Origin of the sequence: Burkholderia catarinensis, assembly GCF_001883705.2 — a bacterium.
Taxonomy (GTDB): Bacteria; Pseudomonadota; Gammaproteobacteria; order Burkholderiales; family Burkholderiaceae; genus Burkholderia; species Burkholderia catarinensis.
The window spans coordinates 14,183-34,211 of sequence record NZ_MDEQ02000005.1; the positions used below are offsets into that span (position 1 = coordinate 14,183).

16 protein-coding genes are annotated in these 20,029 nt (G+C 68.9%); 12 read left to right on the forward strand and 4 right to left on the reverse strand.

Annotated features, from left to right (window positions below; all coding sequences use genetic code 11):
• Positions 1-481: 481 nt before the first annotated feature.
• Together BFF94_RS09195 and pal are read left to right on the forward strand one after the other, a co-directional pair.
• Entirely contained in the window at positions 482-1,693 is a 1,212-nt protein-coding gene (locus BFF94_RS09195; RefSeq protein ID WP_128843936.1) for a porin, read from the forward strand.
• A 407-nt stretch (positions 1,694-2,100) separates the two neighbouring features.
• Positions 2,101-2,592, forward strand: coding sequence for a peptidoglycan-associated lipoprotein Pal (gene pal, locus BFF94_RS09200; RefSeq protein ID WP_128843935.1), 492 nt, complete (start codon positions 2,101-2,103; stop codon positions 2,590-2,592).
• 130 nt (positions 2,593-2,722) lie between these two features.
• Here pal and BFF94_RS09205 read toward each other — a convergent pair whose 3' ends face one another.
• The 4 genes from BFF94_RS09205 to BFF94_RS09220 all read right to left on the reverse strand — a co-directional run bounded on the left by BFF94_RS09205 (position 2,723) and on the right by BFF94_RS09220 (position 8,500).
• Positions 2,723-3,301, reverse strand: coding sequence for a hypothetical protein (locus tag BFF94_RS09205; RefSeq protein ID WP_308286034.1), 579 nt, complete (start codon positions 3,299-3,301; stop codon positions 2,723-2,725).
• Positions 3,302-3,672: 371 nt separating this feature from the next.
• Positions 3,673-4,932, reverse strand: coding sequence for a cytochrome c (locus BFF94_RS09210; RefSeq protein ID WP_219139229.1), 1,260 nt, complete (start codon positions 4,930-4,932; stop codon positions 3,673-3,675).
• On the reverse strand, positions 4,929-5,624 hold the full coding sequence (locus BFF94_RS09215) for a (2Fe-2S)-binding protein (RefSeq protein WP_128849662.1): 696 nt from the start codon (positions 5,622-5,624) through the stop codon (positions 4,929-4,931). Before BFF94_RS09215 ends, BFF94_RS09210 begins: the two co-directional genes overlap by 4 nt.
• Complete coding sequence (locus tag BFF94_RS09220; RefSeq protein ID WP_219139230.1) at positions 5,621-8,500, reverse strand: xanthine dehydrogenase family protein molybdopterin-binding subunit; 2,880 nt, start codon at positions 8,498-8,500, stop codon at positions 5,621-5,623. The genes BFF94_RS09215 and BFF94_RS09220 overlap by 4 nt, the downstream gene beginning before the upstream one ends.
• Positions 8,501-9,021: 521 nt before the next feature.
• On the opposite strand from BFF94_RS09220, the gene BFF94_RS09225 reads away from it, so the two are divergent.
• The 10 genes from BFF94_RS09225 to BFF94_RS09270 all read left to right on the forward strand — a co-directional run bounded on the left by BFF94_RS09225 (position 9,022) and on the right by BFF94_RS09270 (position 19,788).
• Positions 9,022-10,572, forward strand: a complete 1,551-nt coding sequence (locus tag BFF94_RS09225; RefSeq protein ID WP_128844808.1) for a sensor domain-containing diguanylate cyclase — start codon at positions 9,022-9,024, stop codon at positions 10,570-10,572.
• A 259-nt stretch (positions 10,573-10,831) separates the two neighbouring features.
• Entirely contained in the window at positions 10,832-11,107 is a 276-nt protein-coding gene (locus BFF94_RS09230) for a hypothetical protein (RefSeq protein ID WP_128844810.1), read from the forward strand.
• 255 nt (positions 11,108-11,362) lie between these two features.
• The gene (locus BFF94_RS09235; RefSeq protein WP_128844812.1) at positions 11,363-12,397 is read left to right on the forward strand and encodes a succinylglutamate desuccinylase/aspartoacylase family protein; all 1,035 of its coding nucleotides are present in this window, start codon (positions 11,363-11,365) and stop codon (positions 12,395-12,397) included.
• Positions 12,398-12,427: 30 nt separating this feature from the next.
• Positions 12,428-12,637 carry a type II toxin-antitoxin system MqsA family antitoxin gene (locus BFF94_RS09240; protein ID WP_128844814.1) on the forward strand — a complete coding sequence of 70 codons (210 nt, stop codon included), beginning with the start codon at positions 12,428-12,430 and terminating at the stop codon, positions 12,635-12,637.
• Positions 12,638-12,950: 313 nt separating this feature from the next.
• Positions 12,951-13,511, forward strand: coding sequence for a GNAT family N-acetyltransferase (locus BFF94_RS09245; RefSeq protein WP_128844816.1), 561 nt, complete (start codon positions 12,951-12,953; stop codon positions 13,509-13,511).
• Between the two features lie 49 nt (positions 13,512-13,560).
• Complete coding sequence (locus tag BFF94_RS09250; protein WP_219139231.1) at positions 13,561-14,508, forward strand: ABC transporter substrate-binding protein; 948 nt, start codon at positions 13,561-13,563, stop codon at positions 14,506-14,508.
• A 53-nt stretch (positions 14,509-14,561) separates the two neighbouring features.
• Positions 14,562-15,611: an LLM class flavin-dependent oxidoreductase gene (locus BFF94_RS09255; protein ID WP_219139232.1), complete on the forward strand. Its 1,050-nt coding sequence runs from the start codon at positions 14,562-14,564 to the stop codon at positions 15,609-15,611.
• A 7-nt stretch (positions 15,612-15,618) separates the two neighbouring features.
• Positions 15,619-16,971, forward strand: a complete 1,353-nt coding sequence (locus BFF94_RS09260) for an LLM class flavin-dependent oxidoreductase (RefSeq protein ID WP_219139233.1) — start codon at positions 15,619-15,621, stop codon at positions 16,969-16,971.
• Positions 16,972-17,030: 59 nt separating this feature from the next.
• Positions 17,031-18,818, forward strand: coding sequence for an amino acid ABC transporter permease/ATP-binding protein (locus BFF94_RS38190; RefSeq protein ID WP_219139234.1), 1,788 nt, complete (start codon positions 17,031-17,033; stop codon positions 18,816-18,818).
• Between the two features lie 34 nt (positions 18,819-18,852).
• A complete protein-coding gene (locus BFF94_RS09270) occupies positions 18,853-19,788 on the forward strand; it encodes an ABC transporter substrate-binding protein (RefSeq protein ID WP_219139235.1) in 936 nt (311 codons plus the stop codon).
• Positions 19,789-20,029 lie beyond the last annotated feature (241 nt).

Consider the following 20,029-nt stretch of genomic DNA (forward strand, 5'->3'; position numbering starts at 1 on the left):
CTTTCCGATGCCGGCCCGAAGTCGCACGAACGGTAATTTTTTCCCGTGCATCCGGCCGTGCCGTCCATTCAACCTCATTCAAGCGATCAGCAACAAATTCGACCGGCGCGCCGCCCCGCGCGCTCCGGCCGGGCACCCCGACATTCGCAATGCACTACCACCCCGACGACATCGACCGGCTTTTCCCGGGCGTTCCGATGCTGCTGCTGAACCGCCGTTAATCGCCCGACCGACGGGCACGCGACCGCGGCTTGAACTACCCGGCGTCGCGTTCGCAAGCGTCGCGGGCATCACGACGCACTTCCCGCTGCGCCGCCCACTCTCCGTTCCCGACTGAATCCCTCGTCGCCGGCGCGCCGCGATTCCGCGTGATTTCGCAGAGGACCTTTCCTGTGCAACGCCTTAATCGACCGCCGCACGATCTCCAATAATGGCCGCTCGATCCGCCGGCCACCGGGCCGGAAAAACGATAAAAACTCCTATGCATTCCTACAAAATGAACAAGCACGCCACCACTCGCGTCGCGGGGACCGTCATTGCCGCCTGCCTGACCGGCTCCGCGCCGGGCGTCGCGCACGCACAGAGCAGCGTGACGCTGTACGGCCTGATCGACACGTCGATCACCTACTCGACGAACCAGCGCACGCACGGCGCCGGCTCGCCCGGCAGCGGGAATGTCGCGATGACGAGCGGCGCACTGAACGCGTCGCGCTGGGGGCTGCGCGGCCGCGAGGATCTCGGCGGCGGGACGGCCGCGGTCTTCACGCTCGAGAACGGCTTCTCAGGCACCACCGGCGCGCTGTCGCAGAAAGGCGTCGACATGTTCGGCCGCCAGGCGTGGCTCGGCGTGAGTTCGAAGACGGCCGGCACGCTCACGTTCGGCCGCCAGTACGACCTGATCCTCGATTTCGTGACGCCGCTCGGCGCGTCCGGCCCCGGCTGGGGCGGCAACCTCGCGGTCCATCCGTACGACAACGACGATTCGAACCGCAACCTGCGCATCAACAACGCGGTGAAGTACACGAGCCCGACGTATCACGGGCTGACGTTCGGCGCGATGGTCGGGTTCTCGAATACGGCCGGCCAGTTCGCCAACAACGCGGCGTGGAGCGCGGGGCTGTCGTATGCGAACGGGCCGCTGAAGCTCGGCGCCGGCTACCTGAAGATCAGCCGCGACCGCAATGCGCCGAACCCGAACGGCGCGCTCAGCACCGTCGACGGCTCGGCGACGATCACGGGCGGCAACCAGCAGATCTGGGCCGCGGCCGGCCGCTATGCGTTCGGGCCGCACTCGGTCGGCGCCGCGTGGTCGCACTCGACCACCGACGGCGTGACGGGCGTGCTCCAGGGTGGCAACATCGCGCCGCTGAAGGGTGAATCGCTGGTGTTCGACAACTTCACGGTCGACGGGCGCTTCTTCGTCACGCGTGCGTTGAGCCTCGCGGCCGCCTACACGTTTACGATGGGCCGCTTCGACACGCGCACGGGCCAGACGCGCCCGAAATGGAACCAGGTCGTCGCGCAGGCCGACTATGCGCTGTCGAAGCGCACGGACGCGTATCTCGAAGGCGTCTACCAGAGCGTGAGCGGCGGCAACGGCAATCCGGCGTTCAACGCGACCGTCTGGACGCTGACGCCGTCGGCGAACAGCAACCAGGTCGTCGTCGCACTGGGGCTGCGGCACAAGTTCTGACGACGCGGCGCTTCACTGCTGCACCGCTGCGCCGACCGCGCGCCACGCGCATCGAGCCTCGCTCGTTCGTCGTGCCCTACGCTGAACAGCGCCGCGCCCGTGCGCGGCCTGCTTGCCGTGGCATTGCGCATCGCGCGCCGCCAGCGGAAGCAAGAATGTCTCCTCGACTGTCGCGTCGGCGCAAAAAATGCGAAGAAACTGGTCACGCTGTGACATTTTTCCTAATCTACTTGCAGCGACGCCGTGATTCGGCGTTCCGGTCGCAACACTCTTTCATATGGCGCACCACCGGCTTACGAATCCGCATCAAGCCGTGATGCCGGACCTTTCGCGCCGTTGCGGCCGGATATGTACGTGCCGATGGCACGCACCGCGCTTTCTACGCAGTCAATCGCAGGAGACGAACAATGAGCAAAACGAGCCGATTTGCGGTCCTGGCCACCCTCGCGCTGCTGGCCGGTTGTCACCACGCAGCGAAAACGCCCGAGAATGCCGGCATGGCGCCGACGCCCTCGAGCGAAACCGTCGCAACGGTTGCGGCCGACGATCTCGACAATCCGAACAGCCCGCTCGCGAAACGCAGCATCTACTTCGATTTCGACCAGTACTCCGTGAAGCCCGAATTCCAGTCGCTGCTGCAGGCGCACGCCGACTACCTGCGCAGCCATCCGGCGCGGCGCGTGCTGATCCAGGGCAACACCGACGAACGCGGTACGTCCGAATACAACCTCGCGCTCGGCCAGCGCCGTTCGCAAGCCGTGTTGAGCGCGCTCGAAACGTTCGGCGTGCCGGGCACGCAACTCGAGGCGGTCAGCCTCGGCAAGGAAAAGCCGGTCGCGCTCGGCCACGACGAGGATTCGTGGGCGCAGAACCGCCGCGCCGATCTCGTCTATCGTTGATCGCGAGCCGCCGCGACGGCGGCATCTGCACGAAGGAAAGCATGGCAGGCCGCTGGCCGCAGTCGCGGCCACTCGGCGCTGCCCGGTTTGTTCGGTTCATGCGCGTCACCGGTCGCGCACCGCTTTGCGCTCAACGCCGGCGTTCGAGCCGCCGATGCAGCCAGTGCGACATTACGGCCGACGTCACGAGCGCATCGAGCGTGGCGATCGCATTGATGTCGCCCACCTTGTCGCCCTCTATCACCCAGGTCATGAGCAGGACATAGCCGATCATCGTGGCGGTGCCCACGATCACGCCCAGCAACACGAACCAGCGCCGCCGGATACGCGTGCCGATCGCGCCCATGATGCCGCCGGTCACGATCGCGGGCAGGAAATAGCCGAACAGGAACGACGCGAAGAAAATCAGCGGCACCATGCCGGCGCTGACGCCCAGAACTTCCCAGGACGGGCCGTCGATCAACGACCACGCGATCAGCATCACGGCCGGCCAGACGAGCGCCGCGACCAATGGGCCGCCGACGGCAAACGACAGACAGCCGAGCACGACGGGACGGGATGGACGGGATGGACGCGACGGCGGGCACTCTTGGGTAGCACTCATGTTTTTTTGTAGTCGGAATCGGAATGGCGGCGTGCCGGAGTGTACCAAGGCACCGCGCGATGGCTGCGATCCGGCCCCTTCGCGCGCGGCGACGACGATACGCAAAAAGCATGGAATAACCCGCCCGTACGAAACGTTTCGTCATCGCGCAGACGCACGGTTCACGCGAACCGGCCTTGTCCGCGGCCTGCGCGCTGCAAGGAGATTGCAATGAAATCGGCAACGTTGGCTGCGGCGCTGCTCGCGGCACTGATGCTTGTGCTGTCGGCGGGATGTGCGCCGTCGGGCAGCGGCGCTTCGCAAGGATCCGGCATGAGCCGGTACGGCGGCGGCGGCTCGGGAGGCAGCGGAGGCGGAGGGGGTGGCGGAGGTGGCGGCGGCTACTGAAGAACCGCCGCAGGAAGTCGGGCGACGCATCGCGCGCGAGCGCCGGAAACCGGCCGCCTCGCGCGCGACGCCCCGCCCTGCGGCACGACTTAACGCATGGCCTTCACGTCGGCCGGCGTGACGCTCGCGGGCTGGCCGCCCCACGTCGCGCGCAGGTAGTTCGCGAGCTGCGCGAGTTCGTCGTCGCTCAGCGTATGCGCGAAGCCCGGCATCGGCTGCAGGTTTTCGAGGCCGGCGAACTTCTGCTCGTCGATACCGTCGAGCATCGCGACCAGCAGGTTGCGCGGGTCGCCCTGGCGCACCGTCGAGTTGCCGTTCATCGGCACCGCCACGTGCGGCTTGCCTTCGCCGTTGAAGCCGTGACAGCCCGCGCAGACCGCGAGATACACCGAGCGGCCGGCCGCGAGCTGCGCGGCGTCGGCCGACACCGGCTTCACCGGTTGCGGCGCGGGCGGCGTATCGCCGAGCAGGTACACCGACAGCGCGCGCAGGTCGTCCTTCGTCAGGTACTGCGTGCTCAGGTGAACGACCGGATACATCTCGCCGAACGCCGAGCCTTGCGGTGCGATGCCGACGCCGAAGAACGTCTGCAGGTCGGCGCCCGTCCAGCCGCGCGCGGCAAGGCCGGCCGGCGTGATGTCGGGCGCGGCCACGCGGCCGAGCGCGGCGCCCGCGAACGGCTTCGCGCTATCGAGTTGGCCCGTGAACGCGCGCGGCGTATGGCATTCCGCGCAGTGGCCGAGCGCACCCGCGAGATAGCGGCCGCGCGGCCAGTCGGCGGATTGCCCGGCCGATGCATCCGGCAGGCTGTCCTTCAGGAACACCATGTCCCAGAACGCCATCCCGAAGCGCAGGTTGTACGGGAATTTCAGGTCGTGCGCGCGGTTTTCCTGCGCGACCGGCTTGACGGTCTTCAGGTACGCGACCATCGCGTCGGAATCGGCGCGCGTGAGCTGCCGGTACGACGTGTACGGCATCGACGGATACAGGCGCTTGCCGGGCGCCTTGCCGTCGTGCAGCGCGGCGTAGAAGTCGTCCGCGCTCCAGTTGCCGATCCCGTGATCCTTGTCGGGCGTGATGTTCGAGCCGTAGAACGTGCCGAACGGCGATTCGAGCGCCGCGCCCCCGGCGAACGGCGCGCCGTCCTTCGCGGTGTGGCACGCCGCGCAGTCGGCAGCCTTGACGAGATAGCGGCCGCGCGCGACCTGGTCGGCGCCGGGCGCGCCGGAAGCCGCGTTCGCGGCCGGTGCGTCATGGCCGCCGCAGGCGGCGAGCAGCAGCGCGCAGGCAGCCGCGAGCACGGGGAAACCGGCGAGGCGCGCGACGCGATGGGCGAATGTGCGTTTCATGCGGCGTCCTTCACGAGTCCCGGCGTCGTCAGCACCACGTCCTTGACGGCTTCGTAGTAGCGGACATAGCCCGTGCAGCGGCAGAGGTGCGCGTCGAGCGCCTCGGTGATCGTGCGTTCGACGTCGGCCTTCGCGACCGGCTCGCGCTTCAGGCGCTCGATCAGCACGGTCGCCGCGTTGACGAAGCCCGGCGTGCAGTAGCCGCACTGGAAGCTGAAGTGCTCGAGGAACTTCTGCTGGATCGGCGACAGCTCGACCACTTCGCCCGCGTCGTTGCGCTTCGCATGGCCTTCGATCGTGCGGATCGAGCGACCGTGGAAGAAATGCGCGCCGGTAATGCAGGTGCGCATTTCCTCGCTGGTGCCGTCCGGCTTGTCGACGATCACGACGCACGCGTGGCAGACGCCCTGCCCGCAGCCGAGCCGCGAACCGGTGAGGCCCGCGTACTCGTGCAGGAACTCGATCATCATCAGCCCCTCGGGCACCTGCATCGGGCCGACGGACTTGCCGTTGATATTGACCGACAGCGGCTTCTGCTGGAACCGGACGAGCGGACGCTCGACGGCGGCCGATGCTGATGCCGGTACGGCCGGGGCAGAGACCGGTGCGGCCGAAGCCGCGGTCGGCGCGGAAGCGCCGGTCGCAGCCGCGCTGGCGCTCGCGGCCGAAGCCGCGGTTTGGGCGGTCGTCATGCGAGCACCTCCTGAATCTTTTGCGGGGTCACCGGCAGGTCGGTGAAACGATGGCCGATCGCGTGCGCGATGCCGTTCACGATCGCGCCGACGACGGGGATCATCACCACTTCGGCGACGCCCTTCGGCGGATCGGTCTCGGACAGCGGCGGCAGCACGTCGCCGGTCTGCGTCCACACGGCGACGTCGGACGCGCGCGGCAACTGATAGCGGTTGAAGTTCCACGTGCCGTTGCCGGGGCCGTCTTCATAAAGCGGCAGGTACTCGTGCAGTGCATGCCCGATGCCCATTGCGAGGCCGCCCTGCAACTGGCCCGACACGAGCTGCGGCGAAATCTGGTTGCCGCACTCCATGATCGAGTGGTGCGTGAGCAGTTCGACCTTGCCGGTCGCTTCGTGCACGGCCAGCTCGACGAGCGTGCCGACGGCCGTGTAGTACGTGACGGCCGCGTTGTTGCGGCTCGTCGGCGGGATGAACACGCGCTTGCGGTCCAGCACGCGATAGCCGTTCGCGGTCGGCGCCAGCGTGCCGCGCATCGCGGTCGCGCCGGCCGGCGCGGCGGTGCCCGGCAGCGGGCCGTTGTCGGCGCCCGTCTTGGGCGCGCCGACGCGCAGCGACAGCCCGTCGATCGGCAAGCGTTCGACCGTGCCGCCCACGTCGAACTCGGCGTCGGTCCATTGCCAGCGGTTGAACACGTGCACGACGGCGCCGGTCGGCAGGCCGAGCGCATACGCCTGCTTCGCGAGCTGTTCGAACGTCAGCGGCTCGAGACCGTCGGCGGTCAGCTTGCCGTCGACCCAGCGCGCATCCTCGATGCGGATCGTGTACGGCGCCGCCTGGCCGCCGCCGAGGCCGCGCGTCCAGATCGACATCGCGGCCGGCCACAGCCCGTAGCGGAACACGGCGCGCGCGGCTTCGCGCGTGCTGTGCGTGAAGTAGTACGCCGAGTTCGTCGCGCTCGACGGCGACGCATAGCCCGGCGACCAGCGCGGGTTCGCGCTCAGGCGATCCTGCTCGGCCTGCGACATCAGGTACGGATCGCCGCTCGTCTCGACCGGCAGGTCCGGCCACTCGGTCACGGCCACGCGCACTTCGGTTGCCGGACGACCCAGCCACTTGGCGACCGCGACGGCCTGCGACGTCGACATCCCGGTGCCGATCTCGGCCGCCGTGTGCTGCAGCGACACCTTGCCGTTCTCGTCGAATTCGACCTTCGCGAACGACGCTTCCGCGCCCGTGCCGAAATCTTTCTGCACGCACGCGAAGCCGACGCCGTAGCGCTTGCCCGGATTCGCGGCCTCGAATTCGGCCTTGCGCGCGACACGGCGCGTCCACAGCGGATGCTGCTTCGCGCGTTCCAGCACTTCGTCGACGCGCAGCGCGCCGGCGGGAATCGCGCCCTGCGTGTTCTTCATCCCCGAACGCAGCGCGTTGCGCAGGCGGAAATCGATCGGGTCGATGTTCAGTTGCGCGGCGATCTCGTCGACCGCCATCTCGGTCGCGGCCATGCTCTGCAGCGTGCCGTAGCCGCGCGCCGAACCGGCGTCGATCGCGCGCGACGCGATCGCGACTGCCGCGAGGTCGCTCTTCGGGAAGTAGTAGATCGATTGCGCGGCCGTCGCACCGACCATCGCGACCGACGGCGAGAAGTTCGAGCGTCCGCCGCCGTTCGCCTCGAAGTCGCCCTTGAACGACTGCAGCAGGCCGGTGTTGCGGTCGACCGCGATCCGGTAATGCATCTTGAACGCGTGCCGCTTCAGCGACGTCTGGAACTGCTCGTAGCGGTCATTCGCGAAACGCACCGGGCGGCTGTCCGCGTACAGCGCGCAGACGAGGCCGTAGAACGGCACGTTGAAGTGATCCTTGGAACCGTAGCCGACCGTGTAGCACGGATGCACGAACAGCTGCTTCACCGGGAAGCGGCATTTCGCGACCATCGCGGCTGCGCTCTCCGACACCTCGAGCGGCGACTGGGTCGGCACGACGAGGTGCAGCGACTGCGTCGCGGCGTCGTACCAGCAGTTCGCGTTGTCGGGCTCGAGCGCGGCCGTGTCGACCGACTGCGTGTTGTACTCGCGGTCGAACACGAGCCAGTCGGCTGACGGGTGGTCGAGTTCGCCGGCGATCTGCCCCGCGAGGAACATGCCCTGCTCGTCGAGCTTGCCGTGCTCCTTGCCGTCCGGCCAGACCGGCAGGTGCTTGCGCATCATGCTCGGGAAGATCGGCGCGTCCTTCAGGCTCGAATAGACATCATCGTCGTAGGCCGTCTTGCCGCCCACGCGCACGTAGCGGAAGGTGCCCCACGGATCGCGCTCGAGCGGGCCCGTGACCGCGCCGTAGCGGATCACGTCGTCGCGGAACTTGAGCGCGTTCTTCGCGAAGCGGAAGCGCGCGAAGTCGTGATAGATGAGGATCGCGACCGCATGGCCGAGATACGCGGGCGTCTTGCCGGCGGGCAACAGCATGTCGTCGCCGTAGAACGCCGGGAACGCGACGCCATCGCGCGCGAGATCGTCGGCCGTGACCACGCGGTCCGGTTTCAGTTCGTCGCCGAGCAGCGAAAGGTCGAAGCCTTCGTAGGTGCGATCGGCCTGCGCGACGCGCAGGATCAGCGCATGCGACTGCTGCTGCGGCCAGTGCGGCATGTCGGCTGCGCGCACGTCGCGGGCGAACACTTTCGAGCCCGTGACCTTCGCGATGCCGTCGATGCGGAATTGGGGGATGCCGGTGACGCTATCCCATTTGACGGGGGTAAGGAGTTTTTCTTCGAAGAGCGCCGCGAATGCGCGGCTGCCTATGGGCGCGACATACACCGCGACGCCCGCCAGCACGCTGGCCTTCAGAAAACCCCGCCGTGACAGGCCGTGGTTTTTCATGTGGGGGGAACCTCCTGATGCGGCTCGGACGACGATCGGGTGTCGCGGCGTTCGGAGCGGCGCGCATTCTGGCATTGTTTTAGATATATCGCCTATAGGCTTTCCCGCATGAAATACTTATTGAATTTCTTATAACGGGATTCAGCCGGGCTGCGGCGGGCGGTCGCGGGGGCGATTCGCCTGCGTCGACCTGCGTGCGCACCGGTTTCCGCAGGGGCGGCAGCACCCGGCGGGAACGCGCGCCGCGCGTCGCGGCCGGTATCCGGACGGCCGCCGCGCATCGTTCCGTTCGCAACGATGCTGCCTTCGCGCCGTCGCATGCGCAAGACTTTCGCTGGCGTGGCGTGCGACTGGCGGCAGGTGCTGTGCGCGGTGCCGCCGCCCTGCCCGCGCATGCGCCCGGGCACTCCGCGCCGCCAATGTTTCGTGGTAATGTCGTGCGCATCCGGCCTGGCCGGTATCCCGCCATGTACCGTGCGGGCGCCGCCAGCCATCGCGACATCGTGTCGAGGTCAAAAACCATGGCAGTCGGGGCTTCTCTCCTGCACTCCGTTCTCGCCACTCCCCCCTCCGGCAACCACCGCGTGACGGCCGCGCTGCGCCCGTCGATGCTCGTTACCCTGTTCGAGGACGTCCGCCCGATGGCGCTGTCCGGGCTCGCGAGCGGCTTCGTCGCGGCCATCGCGCTGATCCGGCTGCAGCAGCTCTGGTGCGTCGCGTGGTTCATCGGCGACGTCTGCCTGCTCGCCGCGCGGCTCGCGATCGCGCGCGCGTATGCGGTTCGGCGCGACGCCGGCGACGACCGCGCCGAATACTGGGCGATGCGCTATGCGCCCGTGTCGCTCGTCGCGTGCTTCGTGCTCGGCCTCGGCGTGATGGGCTGCGTGCAAGCCGTCGACGTCGAAGTCGGCACGCTGTCGGTGATGGTCGCGGGCGGCGTGTTCGGCGGGATCGCGTCGCGCAATTCGGCGCTGCCGCGGCTCGCGATGATGCAGGTCACGCTCGGCGTGCTGCCGATCGGCGTCGGCGCGCTGCTGGCCCCCCGGCCGGGCGCGTGGCTGCTGCTGCCGCCGCTCGCGATCTATCTCGTGGCCATGCGCACGGTCGTCGAGCGCCACTATCGCGTGCTCGTCGCGCTGATCGCCGCGCGCCAGCGCAACGCCGAACTCGTCGCGCGCTTCGACGCCGCGCTCACCTATATGCCGCACGGCCTGTGCATGATCGACGGCGAGAGCCGCGTGATCGTCGCGAACCGGCGCACCGCGCAACTGTTCGGTTCGCCGCGCGAGATCATGCTCGATACGCCGCTACCCGCCGTCGTCGCGGTGCTCGGCGCGAACGCCGCGACCGATCCCGGCGGCGCCGGTCTCGCCGCGCAATGCGATGTCTGGCTGAACCGCGACGAACCGGAGCCGCTCGACATCGCGCTCGCCGACGGCCGCCAGCTCGAACTGACGCGCCACCGCGTGCCGGACGGCAACGCGGTGATCATCGTCGAGGACGTCACCGCGCGCCGCCAGACCGAACAGCACATCCGGCACCTCGCGCGGCACGACCCGCTGACGGGCTTGCCGAACCGCCACGAACTGCATGCCGAACTCAAGCGGATGCTCGCGCGCCGGCCGCGCCTGCCGAGCCCCGCGCTCGCCGTGATGTATCTCGACCTCGACGGCTTCAAGGCGATCAACGACCGGTTCGGCCACCAGGCCGGCGACGAAGTGCTCACGCAGGTCGCCGAGCGGCTCGGCAAGACGCTGCCGCCCGGCGAGCTTGCCGCGCGCGTCGGCGGCGACGAATTCATCGTCGCGATCGACGATACGACGATGCAAGCGTGCTCGATCCTCGCCGCGCGGATCATCCGGCAGATTTCGGCGCCGTACACGCTGTCGATCGGCAAGACCGTCTGCATCGGCATCAGCGTCGGCATCGCGCTCGACGACGGGCACGGCTCGCCCGACGAACTGATCCGGCAGGCCGACAGCGCGCTGTACGACGCGAAGTCGGCCGGCAAGGGCATCTACTGTTTCTATTCGAGCGGCAGCCGCCGCATGGCACCTGCCACCGCGAGCTGAGCCGACTGCGCGCCCGCCCGCCGCGTATCCGTCTTTCCCTGCCCGCCCCCGCCTCCCGACGATTCAATTCCGAAACGCTTTGCGTGTTCGCACGTGGCGCCGCGCGCTCGCATGTCACGTGACGTGTTCCGTAACATCGCCGTTCGCCACGCATCACGTTGGCCACAGAAGGCGGCACGATCGAGGCGGCGCAAGGCTTTTCATGGCTGGCACCCTTATTGCTCCCTGTCAGGGAAACAGGTTGTCAGGGAGACCCACCATGAATACCGTCGAAGTCCTCAGCCGCAGCGAAAGCATCGACGAACTGGACGTAATCGACGGCGCGTCGCTGATCCGGCGGCTCGTCTCCGATCGCCGCATGCCGGCCGCCCGCGAAGCCGCGTGCGTCGACAATCCGCCGCTGACGCTGTACGGCGCATTTCGCCAGGGCGTCGCCGATCACGGCGCGCGACGCGCGAATCCGTATCGCGCCGGCAGCCGTTTCTGGGCACTGTGGGAAGAAGGACGTCTCGAAGCTGAAACATCGAGCCGGTAAGCCGGCCGCGAGCGCCGGCCCTGTCGCGGCAAGGGGCCGGCGCGAAACCTGACGCACGCATGCAGCCGTCCGGCGCACCGGCATGCGTTCACCGCTGCAACATCGCGCGCGGCCTCGCCGGCCGGCAATGCGGAACGCCCATGCGGATCCCCGCGCATGCCGGTTGACGCAGTTCAGCGTCGCACGCCACCGGCGCGGCGCGCGGCGATCGTTTCCCGATAAGATGGCAGATTCCGTTCATCGAACGATGCCGCCATGACCGCCTCCTCCTCACACCGAAATCCCATCCACTGCGAGATCGATCTCGACGCGCAAGGCAAGCACGCGGGCTACCTGCGGCTGCCGCATTCCGTGCACCGCTCGGCGTACGGCTGGCTGCCGATCCCGATCGCGTCGATCCGCAACGGCGACGGCCCGGTCGCGCTCGTGATGGCCGGCAACCACGGCGACGAATACGAAGGCCAGATCATCGTGTCGCAACTGATGCGCGAGATCGAGCCCGGGATGGTCAGCGGGCAACTGATCCTGCTGCCGATGGCGAATTTCCCGGCGGCGGACGCGGGGCTGCGCGTGTCGCCGCTCGACGAAGGCAACCTGAACCGCAGCTTCCCCGGCGACCCGACCGGCACGCCGACGCAGATGATCGCCCACTACATCGAGCATGCGCTGCTGTCGCGCGCGCAGTATCTGGTCGACCTGCACTCGGGCGGCAGCTCGCTGCTCTACCAGGGCGGCAACATGCTCGCGATCGATCCGCTCGACGCCGACGAAGCCGCGAAGCTCAACGGGTTGCTGGTCGCGTTCGGGTTGCAGAACGCGCTGCTGCATGCGCCGAATCCCGTTCATTCCGCGTCGGCCGCGCGCCGGCAGGGCGCGATCTCGATCGTGACCGAACTCGGCGGCGCGGGCATGGCCGATCCGTCGCTGATCCGGCTCGGCCGCCACGGGCTGCTGCATTACCTCGGCCATATCGGCCTGCTGCACGGCGCGCTCGTGCCCGACGCGCCGCCGGCCGTCACGCGCTTCATGCGCGTCGACGGCGACCGTCATTTCGTCTATGCGTACGAGCGCGGGCTGTACGAGCCGCTCGTCGAACTCGGCGACCAGGTGACGGCCGGGCAGCCGGCCGCGTGGGTGCATTTCCCCGATACGCCGCTGCGCGAACCGGTGCTGCACCGCTTCAACGGCGACGGCGAAGTGGTGTGCAAGCGCGTGCCCGCGCAGGTGCGGCGCGGCGATTGCCTGTTTCAGCTGGCGGAGCCGTCGGCGGCGCCGAGCGTTGGCCAATGAGTCGGATCGTACCTTCAGGAGGCCACGAACATGAAATGTCCCGCCTGCGGTGACGCGCAACTGATCCGTGACACGCGGAACGTTACGTACACCTGCCACGGTCACTCCACCCTCATACCGCACATAACCGGAGACTTCTGCCCTGCATGCGGCGAATCGGTGCTGGACATCGAAAATGCAAGCCGCCTCGGAGAAGCGGTGACACAGTTCGCAACGCAGATCGACGACCAGGCCACATAGCCGCGCGTCATCCGTCGCACGGTATTCATCAAGCGGGCGCTCCTCTGTGCGAAGCGCCCCTTCGATCCCCACCCCACTCCCGCTGCAAGCCTTCTGACGTCCGCCGCGAAATCCTTATCGCAATTGCTTCGTTCGCCTTTGCCGGCCGCGCCGCTAACGTGTTCGAAACGGCGGCGGCCCGCCACCTGCAGCGCAGGATGCGCACCGGCCGCCGTCATGACGACAACCGCGTCGCGATAACGGAACAGACCGGACGGGCCGTGTGCCCGCACCCCGCCAGGAACGTCCGCATCGCGCGCCTTTCGCGATGCCCATGGCCACGACCGACCGCATCATCGACACGACGTCGCTCGACGTCCGCGCGCAACCGCTGATCGACGCGCTGATCGACGAGTATTCGAACCGTTACAACGCGTACCGCCCCGACAGCCGCGCGTCCGCGCGCGACGAACTCGCACGCTACCCGGCCGAACTGTTCGCACCGCCCGAAGGCGCTTTCGTGCTGCTGCTGCGCGACGGCGAGACGATCGGCGGCGGCGCGTTCAAGCGCTACGACGCGCAGACCGCCGAGCTCAAACGCATCTGGACCCGCACGGACCTGCGCCGCCAGGGCCTCGCGCGGCTCATCGTCGAGGCGCTCGAACTGCGCGCCGCGCGGCAGGGCTACCGCCGCCTCTACCTGACCACCGGCTTTCGCCAGCCCGAAGCGTGGGCGCTGTACGACCGCACCGGCTATACGCGGCTGTTCGATTCGTCGATCGACCCCGAAGCGTATTTCCACCTGCGCTTCGGCAAGGATCTCGCCGATCCGTCGCGCACGTCGACGCTGGCCGACCTGTGGGCGCCCGTGCCCGACCCGGTGCTGCCGCGCTGAGCGCGCTCCCCCCGATCTCCGCTTCCGCTTTCCACGACAGGACGTTTTCATGCAACGAGCCGTACCGCTATCTTCCCGTGCCGTGCGCACGCTGGCCGCCGCGCTGATCGGCCTGACCGCATTCGCCGCAGCCGCGGCCGCCGCGACGTTCGACCTGAGCCCCGAGCAGCGCGGCCGCCCGCGCGGCACGGCCGATGCGGCAGTCGAGCGCGCGGTGCCCGCGTCGTTCAGGTTCGCCGAGCCCGGCACGCTGACGATCGGCATCGCGCCGAGCCTGCCGCCGATCAGCTCGTATGCGACCGACGCGCGCACGGTGATCGGCTTCGACGCCGACGTCGGCCAGCTCGTGTCGGACAGCCTCGGCCGCAAGCTGAAGATCGTCGCGCTCGCGTGGGCCGACTGGCCGCTCGCGCTCGAATCGGGGAAAGTCGACGCGGTGATCTCGAACGTCACCGTCACCGAGGAGCGCAAGCAGAAGTTCGATTTCTCGACCTACCGCAAGGACCAGGTCGGCTTCTACGTGCGCAACGACAGCAAGATCCAGGCGATCCGCGAGCCTAAGGATGTCGCCGGGCTGCGCGTCGTGACCGACGCCGGCACCAACCAGGAAAAGATCCTGCTCGCGTGGGATCGCGAGAACGTCGCGCACGGGCTGAAGCCCGTACAGATCCAGTACTACGACGACCAGGCGATGCGCATCGTCGCCGTGCAGTCGGGCCGCGCCGATGCCGTGTTCAGCGTGAACTCGGTGCTCGCGTACCAGAGCGCGCAGCAAGGCAAGACGCGGCTCGTCGGTGCGATCAGCGGCGGCTGGCCGCGCACGGCCGACATCGCGATCGCGACGCGCCGCGGCAGCGGGCTCGCCGATCCGCTGACCGTCGCGCTGAACGGGCTGATCAAGAACGGCCGCTACCAGCAGGTGCTCGACCGCTGGAACCTCGCGTCCGAAGCGCTCGACCAGTCGCGCACGAATCCGCCGGGGCTGCCGAAGAGCTGAGCGCCGCGCCCGCCCATCGTCCATCCACGCCACACGCAGGAACGCCGCTCACCATGTCTTACTCGCTTTCGTTGCTGGACAAGAGTCCGATCGCCAACGGTGCGAGCGCCGCCGACGCGCTGCGCTTCACCACGACGCTCGCGCGGCGCGCCGAACAGCTCGGCTACGCGCGCTTCTGGGTCGCCGAGCATCACGGCACGCCGGGCTTCGCGAGCTCGGCGCCGGAGATCGTCGTCGCGCACCTGCTCGCGCACACGTCGCGCATCCGCGTCGGCTCGGGCGGCGTGATGCTGCAGCACTACAGCCCGTTCAAGGTCGCCGAGACGTTCAAGCTGCTGGCCGCGCTCGCGCCGGGCCGCGTCGATCTCGGTATCGGCAAGGCGCCCGGCGGGCTGCCGCTGACCACGCGCGCGCTGCAGTGGTTCCACGACAAGGCGCGCAAGCCGGACTTCGCGGGACAGCTCGCGGAGCTCGACGCGTTTCTCGGCTGGGGCGTCGCCGAAGATCATCCGCTCGCCGGCGCGGTCGCGATGCCGGTGCCGCCGCAGCCGCCCGAACGCATCCTGCTGGGCGGCTCGCCGGACAGCGGCGCGCTCGCCGCGCGCCACGGCTGGCGCTTCTGCTACGCGGGGCACTTCAACGGCGACGACGCGAATCTCGAACGCTCGCTCGACGCGTACCGCAGCGCGGGCGGCACGCGGCCGCTCGTCGCGCTGTACGCGGTGGCCGCGCCGACGCGCGACGAGGCCGAGCGGCTGATCGGGCCGCTGAAGATCTTCAAGCTGCAGTTCGCGGGCGGCCAGAGCTTCAACCTCGCCAGCGCGCAGGCCGCCGCCGAATTCGCGCGGCAAAGCGGCGCATCCGACTACCGGATCGACGAGCTGCGCCCGACGGTGCTGGCCGATACACCCGAACGCGTGCACCGCGCGCTCGACGCGCTGAGCCGGCGGCTCGATGTCGATGCATTCGTGATCGACTCGCCGGTGACCGACTACGCGGCGCGGCTCGCGTCGGCCGAATGGCTCGGCGGCGCACTGTCGGCCACGCCGTTGCAGGCGGCCCTCGCGGCCGACCGCTCCCTTTCCCCTGACCAGGACGCGTGACGCTCCCATGACGACCCGACGATCGATCCCCTTCGGCCTGATGCTGCAAGGCGCAGGCAGCCACATGAACGCCTGGCGGCACCCGAGCAACCCGCCGGACGCGAGCATCAACCTCGACTTCGCAATCGGCATCGCGCGCAAGGCGGAAGCCGCCGGCATCGCGTTCGCGTTCGTCGCGGACGGCCTCTACATCAACGAGAAGTCGATCCCGCACTTCCTGAACCGCTTCGAGCCGCTGACCGTGCTGTCGGCGCTCGCGGTCGCGACGAAGAAGATCGGGCTCGCGGGCACGATCTCGACGTCGTACAGCGAGCCGTTCACGGTCGCGCGCCAGCTCGCGTCGCTCGACGCGATCAGCGGCGGGCGCGCGGGCTGGAACGTCGTGACGACGCCGCTCGAAGGCACCGCGAAGAATTTCGGCAAGGCGCATCCCGATCACGAATTGCGCTACGAGATCGCCGACGAATACCTCGACGTCGTGCAGGGCCTGTGGGACAGCTGGGACGACGACGCGTTCGTGCGCGACCGCGCGAGCGGCCGCTTCTTCGATCGCGACAAGCTCCACACGCTCGATCACCACGGCCGCTTCTTCCAGGTCGCGGGCCCGCTGAACATCCAGCGCTCGCCGCAGGGGCAGCCGGTGATCTTCCAGGCCGGCTCGTCCGACACCGGGATCGGGCTCGCGGGCAAGTATGCGGACGCCGTGTTCACGCATTCGCCGTCGCTCGACGAAACGGCCGCGTTCACGCGGCGCGTGAAGCAGAGCGCGATCGAGCACGGGCGGCAAGCCGGCGACGTGAAGATCTTCCCCGGCGTCGGGCCGATCGTCGGCCGCACGGCCGCCGAGGCCGAAGACAAATACCAGGCGATCCGCGACCTGCTGACGATCGACGAGGCGCTCGCATATCTCGGCCGCTATTTCGATCACCACGATTTCACGCAGTACGCGCTCGACGCGCCGTTCCCGGAGCTCGGCGAGCTCGGCCGCAACAGCTTCCGCTCGACCACCGACCGGATCAAGGCCGATGCGAAGCAGAAAGGGTTGTCGCTGCGCGAGACGGCGCTCGCGGTCGCGACGCCGCGTCCGAACTTCATCGGCACGGCCGAGCAGGTGGCCGACGAGCTGATCCGCTGGCACGACGCGGGCGCCGGCGACGGCTTCATACTCGGCTTTCCGGTCCAGGCGCAGGGCGTCGACGATTTCGTCGAACTCGTGATTCCGGCGCTCGAGGCGCGCGGCCGCTACAGCCGCGACCTGCCCGGCGCGACGCTGCGCGACCATCTCGGCCTGCCACGCAAGGCAAGCCGCCACGCGGCGCCCGGCGCCGCGCACGAAACGGCGGCCGAAGCGCACGCCTGACGCCACCGCGCCGCCCATGCGCGGCGCGCCTGCCCGACCGATTCGAGGACTCCAGAAACATGAGCGACACGACCCACCTCGGCGGCGCGCTGCCGCCGCTCACTTCCCCCGGTGCGCGCGACGCCGGCACGCGCTTCCAGATCGTGCCCGCGCGCCACCGGTCGCGCGCGGCCGGCACCGTGCTCGCGCTCGTGCTGATCGCGATCGCGCTGCATTCGATCCTCGGCAACCCGCAATGGGGCTGGCCGGTGTTCGCCGAATGGTTCCTGTCGCCGCCGGTGCTGTCGGGGCTCGCGCGCACGCTGGTGCTGACGCTGCTCGGCGCGGTGTTCGGCTTCGTGCTCGGCGCGTTCGTCGCGCTGGCCCGGCTGTCGCGCTCGCGCCTGCTGGCCGCGAGCGCATGGACCTTCGTGTGGCTGTTCCGCTCGATTCCGCTGATCGTGCTGCTGCTGATCCTGAACAACCTCGGCTACCTGTACGAGCACGTGCGGCTCGGCGTGCCGTTCACCGGCATCGTGTGGTTCGAGGCGCCGACCACCGACCTGATCAGCCCGTTCCTCGCGGCCGTGCTCGGCCTCTCGCTGAACCACGCGGCGTTTTCCGCGGAAGTGATCCGCGGCGGCATTCTCGCGGTCGACCAGGGGCAGCTCGAAGCGGCGGCCGCGCTCGGGCTGCCGCGCGGCCGCCAGACCGTGCGGATCGTGCTGCCGCAGGCGATGCGCGCGATCCTGCCCACCGCATTCAACGACCTGATCTCGCTCGCGAAAGGCACGTCGATGGTGTACGTGCTCGCGATGCCGGAGCTGTTCTACACGGTGCAGGTGATCTATCGCCGCAATCTCGAAGTGATTCCGCTGTTGATGGTCGCCACCGTCTGGTACCTGATCATCCTGACCGTGCTGTCGGCGATCCAGGTGCAGGTCGAGCGACACTATGCACGCGGCGCGCTGCGCAATCCGCCGCCGTCCGTGCTGACGTTCGCGCTCGCGCGCATCGGCGTGCTGTGGCGGCGTGCAACGGCGGTGCGTAACACGCCGTCGACCGTGCCGGCCGAAGGCGATATCGACACCGCCGCCGTGCCGCGCGCGGGCGGCGAAGTGGCCGTGCATGGCGTATCGAAGCAGTTCGGCACGCAGCGCGTGCTCGACAACGTGTCGTTCGTCGCGCCGCGCGGCAGCGTGACCGCGATCGTCGGGCCGTCGGGCTCGGGCAAGTCGACGCTGCTGCGCACGATCAACCATCTCGAACGCGTCGACGACGGCTTCATCGATATCGACGGCGAACTGATCGGCTATCGCCGCGACGGCGACGTGCTCCACGAGCTGAATGAACGCGACGTGCTGAAGCGCCGCACGGCCGTCGGCATGGTGTTCCAGAACTTCAACCTGTTCCCGCACCTGACGGTGCTCGAGAACCTGATCGAGGCACCGGTCGCCGTCGGCGGCGCGACGCACGACGCGGCCGAACGCACCGCCCGCACGCTGCTCGCGCGCGTCGGTCTCGCGGATCGAGCCGATGCGTACCCGCGCCAGTTGTCCGGCGGCCAGCAGCAGCGCGTCGCGATCGCGCGTGCGCTCGCGTTGCGCCCGAAGGTGCTGTTGTTCGACGAGCCGACGTCGGCGCTCGATCCCGAACTCGTCAACGAAGTGCTCGACGTGATCAAGGAACTCGCGCGCTCGGGCACGACGCTCGTGATCGTCACGCACGAGATCGGCTTCGCGCGCGAAGTCGCGGACAACGTGCTGTTCATGGAGCGCGGGCGCATCGTCGAGGCCGGGCCGCCGGCCGTCGTGCTCGACGCGCCGACGCATCCGCGCACGCGCGCGTTCCTGTCGCGGGTGCTGTGATGCGCGCCGCTCCCCGCCTGCGAGGTACGCCACGATGATCGACCGACGTCAGTTCATTGGCACCGTGCTGGCCGCGGCATCCGGCAGCCTGCCGTGGCGCGCGGCGAATTCAGCCGCCGCGACCGCGGATCTCGATCCGCGCCAGGCCGGCCGCATTCGCGCGCCGCGCGATGACGCCGCCGTACGCGCGGCGAGCGGCTACCGCTGGGTGCGCGACGGCGCGTTCACGGTCGCGATTTCACCGCACGCGCCGCCCGTGTCGACCTACGCGACCGACGCGCGCACCGTGGTCGGCGCCGATCCCGACTATGCGCAACTGGTGGCCGACGCGCTCGGCCGCACGCTCGCGCTGGTGCCGATCGCGTGGGCCGACTGGCCGCTCGGGCTGACGTCCGGCAAGTACGACGCGGTGATCTCGAACGTCGGCGTGACCGAGAAGCGCAAGGAAAAATACGATTTCACGACCTACCGGCTCGGGCTGCACGGCTTCTATGTGCGCACCGGCAGCCCGGTCGCGAAGATCGCCGAGCCGAAGGACATCGCCGGCCTGCGCATCATCACCGGTGCCGGGACAAGCCAGGAGCGCATCCTGCTCGAATGGACCAAGCGCAACGTCGCGCAAGGGTTGAAGCCCACCGAGCTGCTCTATTTCGACGACGATGCAACGGCGCGCGTCGCGCTGCTGTCGGGCCGCGCCGATGCCGAGCTGAACCCGAATGCGTCGCTTGCTTACGAGGCCGCGCGCACCGGCAAGATCCACCGTGTCGGCGTCGTCAATGCGGGCTGGCCGGCCAGTGCCGATGTCGCGATCGCGACGCGTCGCGGCAGCGGGCTCGCGAGCGCGCTGACACTTGCGACGAACGCGCTGATCGGCAGCGGCCGCTACGGGCAGGCGCTCGCGCGCTGGGGATTGCAGAGCGAGGCGATCGCGCGGGCGGAGACCAACCCGCCGGGGTTGCCGTCGTTCTGAATCGAATGCCAGCACGACACACGCAATGCAATCGCCCCGGCATTCCGCGATGGAAATGCCGGGGCGAATCGAAGTACGGCTTGTCGCCGATCCTCGCCTACGCCTGCACCGCCGCGATAGCGGCCGATTTCCGCGACAGGCGCTTGAATCGCCGGAATCGGGCCGCGCCGCAGGCCAGCACATCGACGCGGATCGAACCCGCGAATCAGGAGCGTCGACACGCCGAGCCAGCCGGTAATAC